10 protein-coding genes are annotated in these 13,661 nt (G+C 69.8%); 7 read left to right on the top strand and 3 right to left on the bottom strand.

What is annotated here, in order from left to right; genetic code table 11:
• From VXJ25_RS00170 to VXJ25_RS00180, 3 genes are all read left to right on the top strand, one after another.
• Positions 1-1,818 (top strand): serine/threonine-protein kinase, encoded by a 1,818-nt coding sequence (locus tag VXJ25_RS00170; RefSeq protein WP_330957181.1) that lies wholly within the window; start codon positions 1-3, stop codon positions 1,816-1,818.
• A 648-nt stretch (positions 1,819-2,466) separates the two neighbouring features.
• The gene (locus VXJ25_RS00175; RefSeq protein WP_330957182.1) at positions 2,467-3,261 is read left to right on the top strand and encodes a 2,3-bisphosphoglycerate-dependent phosphoglycerate mutase; all 795 of its coding nucleotides are present in this window, start codon (positions 2,467-2,469) and stop codon (positions 3,259-3,261) included.
• A 100-nt stretch (positions 3,262-3,361) separates the two neighbouring features.
• On the top strand, positions 3,362-4,825 hold the full coding sequence (locus tag VXJ25_RS00180) for an MBL fold metallo-hydrolase (RefSeq protein ID WP_330957183.1): 1,464 nt from the start codon (positions 3,362-3,364) through the stop codon (positions 4,823-4,825).
• A gap of 72 nt (positions 4,826-4,897) precedes the next feature.
• On the opposite strand, the gene VXJ25_RS00185 is transcribed toward VXJ25_RS00180, so the two are convergent.
• Positions 4,898-5,761, bottom strand: a complete 864-nt coding sequence (locus VXJ25_RS00185) for a DegV family protein (protein WP_330957184.1) — start codon at positions 5,759-5,761, stop codon at positions 4,898-4,900.
• A 236-nt stretch (positions 5,762-5,997) separates the two neighbouring features.
• Here VXJ25_RS00185 and nudC point away from each other — a divergent pair, with 236 nt between their 5' ends.
• Genes nudC through VXJ25_RS00200 form a run of 3 tightly spaced genes read left to right on the top strand, consistent with a single transcriptional unit; the run spans position 5,998 to position 9,181 of the window.
• On the top strand, positions 5,998-6,912 hold the full coding sequence (gene nudC, locus VXJ25_RS00190) for an NAD(+) diphosphatase (RefSeq protein WP_330957185.1): 915 nt from the start codon (positions 5,998-6,000) through the stop codon (positions 6,910-6,912).
• 1 nt (position 6,913) lies between these two features.
• Positions 6,914-7,750 (top strand): PP2C family protein-serine/threonine phosphatase, encoded by an 837-nt coding sequence (locus VXJ25_RS00195; protein ID WP_330957186.1) that lies wholly within the window; start codon positions 6,914-6,916, stop codon positions 7,748-7,750.
• A 33-nt stretch (positions 7,751-7,783) separates the two neighbouring features.
• On the top strand, positions 7,784-9,181 hold the full coding sequence (locus tag VXJ25_RS00200) for an FHA domain-containing protein (protein ID WP_330957187.1): 1,398 nt from the start codon (positions 7,784-7,786) through the stop codon (positions 9,179-9,181).
• Between the two features lie 90 nt (positions 9,182-9,271).
• Here VXJ25_RS00200 and nrdG read toward each other — a convergent pair whose 3' ends face one another.
• Positions 9,272-9,847, bottom strand: a complete 576-nt coding sequence (gene nrdG / locus VXJ25_RS00205; RefSeq protein ID WP_330957188.1) for an anaerobic ribonucleoside-triphosphate reductase activating protein — start codon at positions 9,845-9,847, stop codon at positions 9,272-9,274.
• A 396-nt stretch (positions 9,848-10,243) separates the two neighbouring features.
• Positions 10,244-12,466, bottom strand: coding sequence for an anaerobic ribonucleoside-triphosphate reductase (nrdD, locus tag VXJ25_RS00210; RefSeq protein WP_330957189.1), 2,223 nt, complete (start codon positions 12,464-12,466; stop codon positions 10,244-10,246).
• A 498-nt stretch (positions 12,467-12,964) separates the two neighbouring features.
• Here nrdD and VXJ25_RS00215 point away from each other — a divergent pair, with 498 nt between their 5' ends.
• The gene (locus VXJ25_RS00215; protein ID WP_330957190.1) at positions 12,965-13,582 is read left to right on the top strand and encodes a GTP-binding protein; all 618 of its coding nucleotides are present in this window, start codon (positions 12,965-12,967) and stop codon (positions 13,580-13,582) included.
• Positions 13,583-13,661: the final 79 nt, after the last annotated feature.

The following is a 13,661-nucleotide window of genomic DNA, read 5'->3' on the forward strand; positions in this document are numbered from 1 at the left end:
ATGGGAATCGGCGTAGGCGACGTGGTCGGCGGCAGGTACGAGGTGCTCGCGGGCATCGGCGCGGGCGGCATGTCCCGCGTCTGGCTCGCCAGGGACGCGAGGCTCCAGAAGCTCTGGGCGGTCAAGGAGGTGAGGCGGGACGTGCCCGCGTCACAGGGCGAGGCCGCCCGGAGGGCGATCCTCGACGAGGCGAACCTCATGAAGGGCCTCGACCATCCCGCGATCCCGCGCGTGGTCGAGATCGCGGAGCTTGCGGACGGCAGCCCCTACGTGGTAATGGACTACGTGGAGGGCCGCTCCCTCGCCTCGCTTATGGCAGAGTCGCCTGGGGGACTCGACCAGGCGGACGTCGTCTCCTGGGGCCTCCAGCTCTGCGACGTCCTGGGCTACCTCCACCACCGCGAGCCCCCGGTCGTCTATAGGGACCTGAAGCCGGCGAACGTCATAGCGAAAGACGACGGGACGGTCAGGCTCGTCGACTTCGGCATCGCCGAGGAGCTCGCCCCGGACGGCTCGGGCGACGGCAGGCTCGTGGGCTCGCGGGGCTACGCGGCGCCCGAGCAGATGGGCGACCCGGGCCTCCGGCGGCTGCCCCTGGATGGGCGTGCAGACGTGTACGCGCTGGGGATGACCCTCTACTCCCTCCTGACGGGGGAGGTGCCGACAGGCGCCTCGGGCGCGTCGCCGGGGGAGTGGGCACCCCGACTCGACGACCCCCGGCTCCCCGAGGGCCTCGGTCGCGTCATCGCGAGGGCGACCAGCGCGGACCGGGAGCTCCGCTACCAGGACATGTCGGAGATGCGCCTCGACCTGGAGCACCACGAGAGGCTGACGTGCGCCTACCGGGCCGCCCTGCGCTCCAGGCTCCGGCGCTTCCGCGCGTCGGTCGCCCTGGGTTGCTCGCTGCTCGCGGCGTCGGCCTCGTGCCTCGCCGGCTCCGTCGTGGCGCGGACCCGCTCGTACGAGGGCCTGATGCGCGAGGCCACCGCGGCCCAGGACGCGGAGGCGCGGGAGGGGGCGCTCCGTCGCGCAATCTCGACCTCGCCGGGAGACGCCGCGGCGTACGAGGCGCTGGTGGCGGCCTACAAGGAGGACGGGACGTTCGGCGAGGCCGAGGCGCGGCGGTGGGCCTCGACCTGGGCGGAGTGGGGGAGCGCTCTTGGGGGCAGCGACCGGCTCGCCCGCGTCTGCTACGACGTGGGCATCCTCTTCCTGTGCTACTACGACCCGTCCGAGGGCGGCGGGACCGCGGACGTGGGGTCGGGACGGTGTGCCCTCGAGCGCGCCAGTCGCGCCGCCGGGTGGTTCAGGCTCGCACGAGGGGCCTGCGACGAGGAGAGGGGGGACTTCCGGGGTCTGGTGGTCACGGATGGCTGCGACGAGTACGCGCGCGCGGGCGACTACGAGACCATCGCCACCTTCCACCTCGCCCTCGTCGAGGCGCAGAGGGAGGGGAGGGACGCCACCGCGCTCTACGCCTCCCTCTGGGGGACCCTGAACTCGGCCCTGGGACAGGCGGCGGTGGGGGACGAGGCGAGCCGCGAGCCCATCGTCGCCCTACGTCTCTGCCAGATGGCGCACGAGGCTCTCGCCTCGCCCGCGCACCTCGAGGGGATGAGGCGCGCGGGCGTGAGCAGGGAGGAGGTGGAGGCCCTGGCGCGGCGGGTCGAGGAGCAGGCACGCTCGCTCTCAGGCTTCGCCCATGCCAACCGCGAGTCGGCGTGGGCGATGTATATGGAGGTGACCCTGGGCGCCGAGGGCGTCAGGAGGAACGTGGAGGACGTCTTTGGCAACCCGACCGTACGTCTGAAGGGGTGAGGTGGGGAAGATGCAGGGTGCGCCTGGTGTCCAGGAGGTCCTTCTCGCGCTGGGGGCGGCGCTCATGCTCGCCTCCCTCTGCGTGGGCGCGTACGCCGCGAGGGCCTACCTCAAAGACGACGTCAGGGGTGCGCGCGAGGAGCTCGGCCGCCTCCGCGCGACGCAGGGGCGCTCCGCCTCGTGGCCGGGGGTCGCGCCGCGCGGGAGAGGGGAGCGTCCCGGCGTGGGTGCCGGGGTCGCCCGCGAGATTCGGCCCGCGGTCGGGCGAGGCGAGCCGAGGCTCGCGCGCCCACCCTGTACGCCGACGACGCCGCCCGCATCTGCGACGGCGCCCACCACGGCGCCGTCGCCCGCGTCGCTCCCCACCCTGGTGGCCAACCCGATCCTCGCGCCGGCGCCGCACGGGTGCGCCTCTGAGCCCACGCTCGACCTCAGGCACCCCCTGCCCCTTGCACCGCCCGAGCCGCCCCGCCGGGAGGGGACGAGCTCGGACGGAGCCGAGCGTCCCGTCGCACACCATGCATCGCCGCCCGAGGGCGAGGGGGTCGTGCCGGAGGGCGGGGCGCACCGTCGCGGCGATCGCGCGGGGCGGGGCGTGCCTGCGGTATCTTCTATGGGGGAAGCGTCCGAGCTGGAGGGAGTCATGCAATGTCCTGCGCGAGGCTCGTCATCATGAGGCACGGGGAGAGTACCTGGACCGACAAGGCCGTCAACCGCTTCGCGGGCTGGGTCGACGTCCCCCTCACCGAGCGGGGCCGCGAGCAGGCGCGCCATGCGGGCGAGCTCATGCGCGACGCCGGGATCCTGCCGGACGCGCTCTTCACCTCGGTCTTGCGCAGGACGATAGAGAGCGCCGACCTCGCGCTCGACGTGGTCGACCGCATGTGGGTCCCCGTCATCCGCACCTGGCGGCTGAACGAGCGGCACTACGGCTCCTTCCAGGGCCAGACCCGCCCCGCCATGCGCGAGAGGTACGGCGACGAGCTCTTCAGGACCTACCGGCGCAGCTTCGACGTGCGGCCGCCCGAGATCGACCTCGACTCGGAGTTCTTCACCGGGCGCGACGTGCGCTACGGGATGGTCGCCCAGGACGGGCTCGACCACATCGACCCGAGCAAGGTCCGCTCCGAGTGCCTCAAGGACGTGATCGCCCGCCTCACCCCGTTCTGGCACGCGCTCGTGACGCCGTGCCTGCTGCAGGGCGAGACGGTCCTGGTGGTGACCCACGGGTCGGTCTGCCGCTCGCTCATCAAGGTGATCGAGGGGGTCTCGGACGAGGAGATCCGCTCGATCAACGTGCCGACGGGCGTGCCGCGCGTCTATGACTTCGAGGTCGGCACCTTCGGGGGCCTCGAGGTGGCGGGGGAGGGGCGCTACCTCGACCCCGACGCGGCGAGGAGAGGCATCGCGGAGACCCTCGGCCTCGAGGGGCACGCGAGCTAGGCGAGGCGCCGGGAGGCGCCGGGCGCGGCCGGAGCTGCCGCGCCGGACGCGGCGGGCGGGGTCGCCGCGGGCATGCAGGGAGCTATGCAGGGAAGGGCTCATGAGGAAGACATACGTCGTCATACTGCCGGACCGCGCGGGGGAGCTGCTCTCCGTGATGCGGGCGCTCGAGGAGTCGGGCATGGACGTCAAGCGGGTGAGCCACAACGCCGTGGTCGACCCGCACACCTACTTCGTCGACGCCGAGGGGACGGGGGCCGCGCTCGCGGACGCCGACGCCTCCCTCGACGAGATGGGGGTGCTCGACTCGAGCGCCGAGGTCGGCGAGGTGGCGCTGCTCGAGCTCACGGTGGGGGACTCCGTGGGCGCCCTCGTACCGGCACTCGAGCTCATCTACGGCTACGGCTTCAACATCACCTTCTGCGACGCGAGGGTGACGTCTCCCGGTGACCAGAAGGTGCTCGTGGGCGTCTACGTGGAGCAGGCGGAGGACCTCGACCCCTTCCTGGCCGAGGCGAGGAGGATCTGCCCCACGCGCGTCGTGCCCTACGACAAGAGCCGGCACGTGATCGACAACTCCTACTTCTACCTCTCGTTCGCCCGTGGGATGGGCGGGAGGCTGGGGCTTTCGGCCGAGCAGGAGCACACGGTCCTGGTGAACTCGAACAGGATCGTGCAGAGCCTGGAGGGCACGGGCGCCAACCCCTTCAAGCCCTTCGAGTACCTCGACGACTTCGCGTCGGGCATCGAGGAGTACCGGGGCGACGCGTTCGCGCGCGCGACCAGGGTGACGCGCCTCGAGACGCCCGGAGGCGTCCGCTGCACGTGCGTGGAGCCGCCGGCCGGCTCGAACACGTGGATACTCGAGGCCGAGGGGCGCCTGCTCTGCATCGACTCGGGCTACAGGGCCTTCCGGCGGGAGTACCAAGGACTCTACCGCTCGCTCTTCCCGGACTGGGACGGGTGTAGGAAGGAGCTCCTCCTGACGCACGCAGACATCGACCACGCGGGCTGCACGGACCTCTTCGACGCCGTGTACGCGGTGAGGGACGTGCTGGACAACTTCGGGATGGAGGCGGCGGGCGAGCCCAACTTGCGCGCCGGCAACCCCCTGCACCGCGCCTACGAGGAGATCGCCAAGGTCCTGACCTCCTACGAGCCGCCCGTCGTCGACGGCAGGTTCTCCTGCATCGGCCACAAAGACCGCTTCTCAGACGACCCGATCGCGCGGTGCTACACGGCTGCGGGAGAGGAGGCCTGGCTCGAGGTCCCGCCGTTCCGCTTCGAGGTCTGGCAGGGCGCGGGCGGCCACGTGCCCGGCGAGACCGTCCTCGTCGACCGCGCGCAGCGCGTCTGCGTCTCGGGGGACATCTTCGTGAACGTGCACGACGAGACGAAGCAGCAGAGGCGCTTCGACTCGCTCGCCCCCTACCTCATGGTCTCGGTCGATATGAACCCCGAGCTCAGCAGGAGGGAGCGCAAGGCCCTCTTCGGGATGCTCGATGCGGGCGAGTGGCTGGTCCTGGGTGGTCACGGGGCGCCCTACCGCCACGTCGCGGGGTAGGGCTGGCAGGGGCCGAGCCATCGGAACCCGCGAGGGGTGGGGTCCGGCGGGCAGCGCCCCTCGCGGGTTTCGCTAGTCCTTGGCCGCCAGCGCGGTGATGGCGAAGGAGTTGGGACCGGAGTGGGATGCGATGACGCAGCCGGACTTCACCCACTCTATCTCCTGCGCGCCGTGGTGGCGCACGACCTTCTCGCATGCCTTGCGGACCCTCTCGTCCGGCTCGTCGCCGGAGGTGTAGGTGAAGCAGACGCGGGATAGGTCCATGGGCTCGCGGGTGCAGAAGTGCTCGCAGAGCTCGGTCATGCACTTGCGGATGGAGCCGGTGCGCTTCTTGGTGGCGACGAGCCTGCCGTCCACCATCTCGATGGTGGGCTTGATGCGCAGGAGGGTCGCGCCGAGGAAGGCCGCGTTGGTGAGGCGCCCGCCCGCGCGGAGGAACTTGAGCTCGCCGGGGAGGAAGGCGAAGCGGATGCGGCGCGACTGGTCCGCCACGAACTCGCGGATGTCGTACGGGGTGGCGTCGGGGTTCTCCCTGAGCCAGCGGGCGACGTTGGTGACGATGAGGCGCTGCGCGGAGGATACCGCCTTTGTGTCGATCAGGGTCACGTAGTCGCGTCCCTCCGCGGCGATCCGGGCCGACTCCATGGAGACGGTGGTCACTGCGGAGTAGGCGAGGTAGACGATCTGCGCGTCGGGCTCGTCCGCGTGGATCCTGTCGAAGACTGGGGCGAAGTCGGCGGGGGAGCAGCCGGCGGTGCGGGGGCACTCGCCGGTCTCCTCGAAGTTCTCGTAGAGCTCCTCGGGAGGGAAGCTGTCGTCGTCGCGGCTCCGTCCGCCGAAGTTCACGTGCATGGGGACGACCACGATGCCGTACTCGCGCGCGGTGTCCGCGTGGATGTCAGATCCCGTCTCTGCGACCAGTACGTATTTGGGCATGCAGTCCTCAATCTGTCGACATCAAGTTCGTATGACTATAGCCCTTGTCGCCTCGTCTTGTCGTCTTTCGGTCGCTTTCACCTTCTGGTGTTTCTCGTGCGCTCGCGCCGGGTCGCGCACGTCCCGGCCGCGGGGCCTACAATAGCGACTCGACTGATGGCACCGCCCAGGTACGATGCGCCGGCTATGAGGAGGCCTGGCACTAGGCCAGGGCGGACGGGGCTTCGGAGGGCACCTTGATCCAGGATATCGGCGAGCACCGCTTCGACAACTCGTACCGCCCGCTGCCCGCCCGGCCCTCGGACGTGCTGCTCCGCTACCGCGATGGGGCGGTGCTCGTGCGCGGCGCGGCGGGCGAGGGCGCCGCCGGGGTCGCTGCCGCAGCCGCCGGCTCGGGCTCCGCCGGAGCCTCCGGCGCGGCGCCCGCGCCCGCGCTGGAGCTCCCGCTCGTCTCCGAGTTCGCCGGCGAGGTCGACCCCGCGGGGCTGACCTTCCTCTTCACCATCGACGACACCCGCTTCTACCTCTCGGAGGACGAGGACGCGCCGGTCCCGCCGGGCCTCGGCTGGGAGCCCGTCTCGGCCCTGAGGTCGGCCCGGCCGCGCTGGCGCGCGTTCGCCTGCATCACGGGCTACCAGCTTCGCAACTGGTATGCGGACAACCGGTTCTGCGGCAGGTGCGGACATCCCACCCTCAGGGTCGACAGGAATCGCGAGCTGTGCTGCCCCCAGTGCGACAGGGTGATCTACCCCAAGATCCAGCCGGCGGTCATCTGCGGCGTCACGCACGGCTCCAAGATCCTCCTCACCAAGTACGCCGGCCGCAAGTACACCAACTACGCCCTCGTGGCCGGGTTCAACGAGGTCGGTGAGTCGCTCGAGGAGACTTGCCGCCGCGAGGTAATGGAGGAGGTCGGCATCCGCGTGAAGCACCTGCGCTACTACAAGGACCAGCCGTGGTCCTTCACCGACACGCTGCTGGCCGGCTTCTTCTGCGAGCTCGACGGCACGCCGCGTATCACCCTCGACAGGAGCGAGCTCAGGCTCGGCGTGTGGGCGGACCGCTCGGAGATCCCCGAGCGCCTCGCCGACACGTCGAGCCTCACCAACGAAATGATCCTCTTCTTCAGGAACCATCCGGAGGCGTTCTAGCATGGCACGGATCGCAGCTGTAACCGACCAGGGAAGGCGTCGCTCCAACCAGGACTCCCACGGCTCGGGTGTCCGCTCGACCAGCCTCGGCGAGGTCACGCTCGGCGTGGTCTGCGACGGCGTCGGCGGCCTCGCGCAGGGCGAGGTCGCGAGCTCCACCGTGGTGCGCGCGGTCGAGCGCTGGTTCTCCGAGACCCTGGACGAGGTCCTCGCGGAGCCGGACGAGGCAGGCGCGGCTTCGGGCGAGAAGGACGCGGCGCCCGCCGGCGCGGCCTCCGCCGGCGACGGCATCTGCTCCCAGCGGGTCATGGACTCCCTCGACAACCTCGTCGCCAGCGCGAACGCCTCGATCCTGCGCTACGCCGCCGCCCACGGCGGCAAGATGGGCACCACGCTCTCGGCGCTGCTCTGCGCGCGTGGGCGCTTCCTCGCCGTGCAGGTGGGCGACTCGCGCGTCTACCACGTGACGCCCACCTCGGCGCGCCTCGTGACCGAGGACCAGACGCTCGCCGCCCGCGACGTGCTCCAGGGTCGCATGACGCGCGAGGAGGCGCGCACGTCCGACCGGCGCAGCGTGCTGCTGCAGGCCATCGGCTCGCAGGAGTCGATCCTGCCGATCTTCTACGAGGGCGCCTACGAGCCGGGCGACCTCTTCGTCCTCGTGAGCGACGGCGCCTGGCACCTGCAGGAGGCCGCCGGGATCACGCAGGCCTTCTCGCCCCTCACGGAGGCGGGCGAGAAGGACCTGGAGCTCGCCTGCCACAGGGTCATCAAGCGCGATCTCAGCCTCGGCGAGGGCGACAACCTGACCATCCTCGTCGTCGGCCCCGAGGGGTAGGAGCCGTCCCGGGTCACGGAAGGAGGGGCGCTCATGCGCTTTCGCGACTACAGGGACCGCGAGACGCGCTCCCGCTGGATCGAGGTGCAGCTCTCGCGCCACGAGGAGCTCGACGAGGGGCTTGCCGCGTGGCTCGAGCGCACGCGCGACAGGAGCCTGCTGGAGGTGCGTCGCGTACGGGCGGGTGGCCCCGGCGTGCGGGGCGCCGCCGGCGCGGAGCCGCCCGCCCTGCTCTACGACGTGACCGGGCTCGTGACGCTCCCCGAGCTCCTGCGGGCCGACGCCGTCTCGCGCCAGCAGTACGAGGCCATGCTCTTCTCCGTGGCGGACCTCGCCTCCGCGCTGGAGTCCGCGCCGTGCTCGCTCGCGGCCGCGGACTTCCGCCCGCAGCACGTCTTCGCGCTGGGCGACGGCGCGCTCAGGTTCATCGTCGTGCCCGTGGTGCGCAGGTCCCGGCTCCTCAAGCCGCCCGACGCGCGCGACCTGCTGCACCACCTCGCGACGGGGCGCTCCCTCAGGTTCATCTCGGACGAGGACATGCGCCGCGCGGAGCGGCTGGTGCGTCTCCTCGACTCCATGCGCAGCTTCGACTCTGCGGCCTACCTGGACTTCCTCGAGGCGGAGTACGGCGTCAGGACCGGCGCGAGGCAACAGGTGCGCCCGCGGCGCGAGCGCGCGGACGCGGCGTCCGCAGGCGCGCGGGCGGCCGCCGTGCCGCAGGCGCCAGCGGCCGCCGTGGCGGGGGCCGCCGTGGCGGGAGGTGCCGGTCGGGGCGGCGCGGTGCCGCGTGAGGTGCCTCGAACCATGCTCAGGGGCTCGCTCTCGCAGGGCGCCAGCGCCTGGGACGACACCTGGGGCGGGGCAGGCGAGGTGGCAGGCGGTCTCGGCGGCGAGGGCTCGGCCGGGGCCGATGGCGGCGCGCCCACGGATGCGGACGCGGGCGACGGGCGCTTCTCGGCCACGGACCCGGACGGCGTGGGCCTCGAGGTCCCGAGCGACTTCGACGCGCCCTGGGCCACGGGCGACCTGGGCAACACGACGCCTGGCAGCTTCGGCGACATGGGCGATGCGGACGACGTGCCGACGGGGAGCGTCTCGGCGCCGGGCCAAGCGGGCGGCGCCGGTCCGGCGTTCTGGCTCGTGCGCGAGTCGACGGGGGAGCGCTACCCGCTGGACGAGGGCGTCGAGGACGTGATCGGTCGCTCGTCCGCCTGCGACGTGCAGGTCCTGGGCAACCTCGGCATCAGCAGGATGCACGCCTCCGTCGTCTGCGGCGACAGGGGCGTGGAGATCTTCGACCTCGGGTCGGAGAACGGCGTCGTGCTCAGGAGCGGCCTTTTGCCGGTGAACGACCACGCCATGGTCGCGGTGGGGGAGCGCTTCATGCTCGCTGACGAGCTGTTCCACGTGGAGCGCGGCGAGGGCGCGTAGGGCCGCCGTCCGCGCCGGGGGCGCAAGGTGCGCCGGGGGTGCAAGGCGCGCCGGGCGAGAAGGACGTCCGCCAGCGCGTCGCCCTGCGCCCTACTCCATCGTGTGCGTGGTGTAGACGGCCTCGTCCTCCCAGAGCACGGCCTCGTTGCCGGAGAGGACTCCCTCGCGGTGCCCCGCGAGGGTCGCGGGCACGTCGATGAGGCGCTGGTTGGCCGAGCCGCGGAAGCGGAGGCTGATGTCGTGCTCGGCGGCGATCCAGGGGCCGTCGACCAGCACGTCGACGCAGTCCAGGATCGAGGACAGGTCCTCGGAGCCGTGCAAGCCGCCGGGCAGGAGCTCCTCGAGCGTGCGCCCGCTGTACAGCCAGACGTTCTTCTCCGTGCCGAAGCGCTCGCGCACGCGCCTGAGGAAGGGTGCGAGGGCCGCGGCGTTCTCCGGCTCGGTCGGCTCGCCGCCGAGGACGGAGAGGCCGTCGACGTAGAACGGCTCCATGGACTCGATGATCTTGTCCTCCACCTGGCGCGTGAAGGGGTCGCCCGCCGTGAAGCTCCACGCCGACTCGTTGAAGCAGCCGGGGCAGTGCAGCCTGCAGCCGGAGACGAACAGGGTGGTCCTCACGCCGGGTCCGTTGGCGATGTCACAGTACTTGATCTCCGCGTAGTTCATGGCTGCACCTCGGCTGGTTCGGTCGTGGACGGTTCCCTCTTGGGTGGTGCTGCGAGAGAGCCGCGTCCACGGATGGGTTTAACGCCTTGCAATTGTATCTGACGCACGGGACACCAAAGGGCGCCTCGGGCAGACCGACAAGGCGCCCATCGTCACGACAATGCGTGGTGCAGGTGGCGCCTTCGACGGGAGCGCTGGAATGTGATAGAAAGTAGCTGACTTTTCCCGTGAGGAAGGGTCTCCAAGCGCCGGGGACGTTTTCCCCGGCTCTTTTCATATCTTTCGGTTGAATCCCAACTGGCGTAGCACGGCGTTAGAGCCGATAAGTACGCGAGAAGGCCGAAGGGAGCCCATCCGGCGGTCCCTTCGGCCTGGATCGTTCTCGCGGCCGTAGCGCTACAGGTGCAGCACGCGGTCCTTGATCTCCTGCGTGCGGCCCTGGTTCCAGAACTGGGTGCCGATGTAGCCGCAGGTCCTGCGGGCGACGTTCATCTTGCTCTGGTCGCGGTTGCCGCAGTTGGGGCACTCCCACACGAGCTTGCCGTCGTCCTCCACGATCCTGATCTCCCCGTCGTAGCCGCACACCTGGCAGTAGTCGCTCTTGGTGTTGAGCTCGGCGTACATGATGTTCTCGTAGATGAACTGCATCACGCGGACCACGGCCTCGAGGTTGTCCTGCATGTTGGGCACCTCGACGTAGGAGATGGCGCCGCCGGGGGAGAGGCGCTGGAACTTGCTCTCGAAGCGCAGCTTGGTGAAGGCGTCGATCTTCTCGGTCACGTGGACGTGGTAGGAGTTGGTGATGTAGCCCTTGTCCGTGATGCCGGGGATGATGCCGAAGCGGCGCTGCAGGCACTTGGCGAACTTGTAGGTGGTGGACTCGAGTGGCGTGCCGTAGAGGGAGTAGTCGATGTCCTCGGCGGCCTTCCACTCGGCGCACTTGTCGTTCATGTGCTGCATGATCGAGAGGGCGAAGTCCTCGGCGGCGGGGTCGGTGTGGCTCTTGCCGGTGAGGGCCTTCACGCACTCGTAGAGGCCGGCGTAGCCGAGGCTGATGGTGCTGTAGCCGCCATAGAGGAGCTTGTCGATCTTCTCGCCCTTGTCGAGGCGCGCGAGGGCGCCGTACTGCCACAGGATCGGCGCGGCGTCCGAGGTCGTGCCGCAGAGGCGGTCGTGGCGGCAGCGCAGCGCGCGGTGGCAGAGCTCGAGGCGCTCGTCGAAGAGCGGCCAGAACTTCTCCACGTCTCGGTCGGCGGACAGCGCGACGTCGGGCAGGTTGATCGTGACGACGCCCTGGTTGAAGCGGCCGTAGTACTTGGGCTTGCCCGGCTCGTAGTTCTTGGCCTTGGCCACGTTGCCGTAGCCGTCGCCCGAGCGGTCGGGCGTCAGGAAGGAGCGGCAGCCCATGCAGGTGTAGACGTCGCCCTCGCCCTCGGCCTCGCCCTTGGAGAGCTTGTACTCGCGCATCTTCTTCTCGGAGATGTAGTCGGGCACCATGCGCTTGGCGGTGCACTTGGCGGCCAGCTGCGTGAGGTAGAAGTAGGGGTCGCCGGGGTGGATGTTGTCCTCCTCGAGCACGTAGATGAGCTTGGGGAAGGCGGGGGTGATCCACACGCCGGCCTCGTTCTTGACGCCCTGGTAGCGCTGCTTGAGCATCTCCTCGATGCAGAGTGCGAGGTCGTGCTTCTCCTGGGGGTCGCGCGCCTCGTTGAGGTACATGAACACGGTGATGAACGGCGCCTGGCCGTTGGTGGTCATGAGGGTGACGACCTGGTACTGGATGGTCTGGATGCCGCGGGCCACCTCGTCGCGCAGGCGCTTCTCCACGATGGTGTCGACCTTGTCGGCGCCGGGGTGGGCGTCGATGGCCTCCATCTCGGCGTACACCTGGCGGCGGATCTTCTTGCGGGAGACGTCCACGAACTTGGCGAGGTGGTAGAGCGAGATGGACTGGCCGCCGTACTGGCAGGAGGCCACCTGGGCGATGATCTGCGTGGCGATGTTGCAGGCGGTCGAGAAGCTGTGGGGCTTCTCGATCATGGTGCCGCTGATCACCGTGCCGTTCTGCAGCATGTCGTCGAGGTTCACGAGGTCGCAGTTGTGCATGTGCTGGGCGTAGTAGTCGGCGTCGTGGAAGTGGATGATGCCCTCCTGGTGGGCCTCCACGACGTCGCGCGGCAGCAGCTGGCGCATCGTCAGGTCCTTGGAGACCTCGCCGGCCATGTAGTCGCGCTGGACGCTGACCACGGTCGGGTTCTTGTTGGAGTTCTCCTGCTTGACCTCCTCGTTGTTGGCCTCGATCAGCGAGAGGATCTTGTCGTCCGTGGTGTTCTTGTGGCGCTTCTGGTTCTGCAGGTAGCGGTAGATGATGTAGCGGCGGGCCACGTCGAAGTGGTCGAGGGCCATGAGCTGGTCCTCGACGAGGTCCTGGACCTCCTCGACCGTGACGGTGTGGCCGGCCTTGGCGCACTCGTCCTGCACGTTGAGGGAGGCGAAGGTAATCTCGCGCTCGGTCAGGCGGTCGGCCTCGGCGGCCTCGGCGTTGGCCCCGGCGATGGCGTTGGAGATCTTGCTGACGTCGAAGGGTACCTCTGAGCCGTTGCGCTTGATGATCTTCATCGTGCTCTCCTCGCTTGCGTGGCGGCGGCACAGACTAGCTGGGCAAACGCGCAAACCGCGCCTGCCGTGCCGTCGCTGGGATTGGTTTCCTATGGCCTGCGAAGAGTATGGCACAACTTCTTGTGCCAGAAATTGACATTCAGCACAAGATATTGTTGAAAAGCCATTCCGTGATGTTGAAACACCGTTGATAACCCAAATCGGCGCAGGTGAGAAAAACGCGCGCCCGAAAGACAATTGCGGGGTTCCGGCAAGAATTCTCCCATGGGCGCGGGGCCTTCGCAGTTCCTCCGCAACTCGTTTGGGCGCTTGCCGTTCGCCGGCGACAAGGACGACGGGGAAGCGATTACCAAAAGGGTCCCACTAGCATCTCCTGGATACCGGCCCGCCGGCGGCGACTCGCGGGCGGGCAGTATGCCGGCAGGCGCCAGCTCCGCGCCTGCCGGCACCGAGGCGCGGCGAGAAGAGACTGCGAGCGAGTACTTCGAGCGAGGCCCAATGACTGAGGTGATCATAATCTCGGGGGCGCGAGGCGCCGGCAAGACGACGCTCATCAACGGCATCGTCGCGGCCAACGCGCTCGACGAGCCGCCGGTCGTGCTCGAGTGCGAGGCGGGGGAGAGCTCCGTGAGCTGGGACCTCATCTCCGCTGGGAGGGTGTCTCTCTGGCCGGTCGTGCCGGCGCGCCGCGCGGACGCGGGCGACGGGCTGCCCCACACCCTCCACCAGGGCCTCACGACGATCATGCGCTCCTCGCCGCCCGCGTGCGTGATCGTGGAGGCGTGCGACGCCGCGTCCGTGGACGACGTGGCGGGCGTGGTCTCCTACGTGGGGAGGGAGCAGCCCTTAGAGGTCTGCGCCGCCATCACCGTGGTGGACGCCACAAGAGTAGCCGAGCCGCGCGCCCTCTCCAACGCGGCGTGCAGGAAGCTCGAGGAGGCGCGCCTCCTGGTGCTCACCAAGGCCGAGGGCCTCTCGGACTACGACGTCTTCCGGGTGCGCGGCATCCTCCACGCGCTGGTCGACGCACCTGTCGTGCGGCTGGACAGCCCACCGGACTACCGTCGGCTGCTCGAGCTCGCGAAGGTTGCGTGGGCGCTGCGCGGGGGAGCGTAGGGGAGGCGATGGGTGCGACGGCGCATCCGCGCGTCCGTCTCACTCATGGCGACATCGAGACGCTCGACGCATGACGGCA

This window comes from Olsenella absiana (genome assembly GCF_036408855.1).
Lineage (GTDB): Bacteria > Actinomycetota > Coriobacteriia > Coriobacteriales > Atopobiaceae > Olsenella_K > Olsenella_K absiana.

Excerpts from the sequence above, each read along its gene's own strand:
- VXJ25_RS00180 (WP_330957183.1), top strand. The coding sequence starts at position 3,362 with ATGAGGAAGACATACGTCGTCATACTGCCGGACCGCGCGGGGGAGCTG.
- VXJ25_RS00170 (WP_330957181.1), top strand. The coding sequence starts at position 1 with ATGGGAATCGGCGTAGGCGACGTGGTCGGCGGCAGGTACGAGGTGCTC.
- VXJ25_RS00195 (WP_330957186.1), top strand. The coding sequence starts at position 6,914 with ATGGCACGGATCGCAGCTGTAACCGACCAGGGAAGGCGTCGCTCCAAC.
- VXJ25_RS00185 (WP_330957184.1), bottom strand. The coding sequence starts at position 5,761 with ATGCCCAAATACGTACTGGTCGCAGAGACGGGATCTGACATCCACGCG.
- VXJ25_RS00175 (WP_330957182.1), top strand. The coding sequence starts at position 2,467 with ATGTCCTGCGCGAGGCTCGTCATCATGAGGCACGGGGAGAGTACCTGG.
- VXJ25_RS00215 (WP_330957190.1), top strand. The coding sequence starts at position 12,965 with ATGACTGAGGTGATCATAATCTCGGGGGCGCGAGGCGCCGGCAAGACG.
- VXJ25_RS00200 (WP_330957187.1), top strand. The coding sequence starts at position 7,784 with ATGCGCTTTCGCGACTACAGGGACCGCGAGACGCGCTCCCGCTGGATC.
- nrdG (WP_330957188.1), bottom strand. The coding sequence starts at position 9,847 with ATGAACTACGCGGAGATCAAGTACTGTGACATCGCCAACGGACCCGGC.
- nrdD (WP_330957189.1), bottom strand. The coding sequence starts at position 12,466 with ATGAAGATCATCAAGCGCAACGGCTCAGAGGTACCCTTCGACGTCAGC.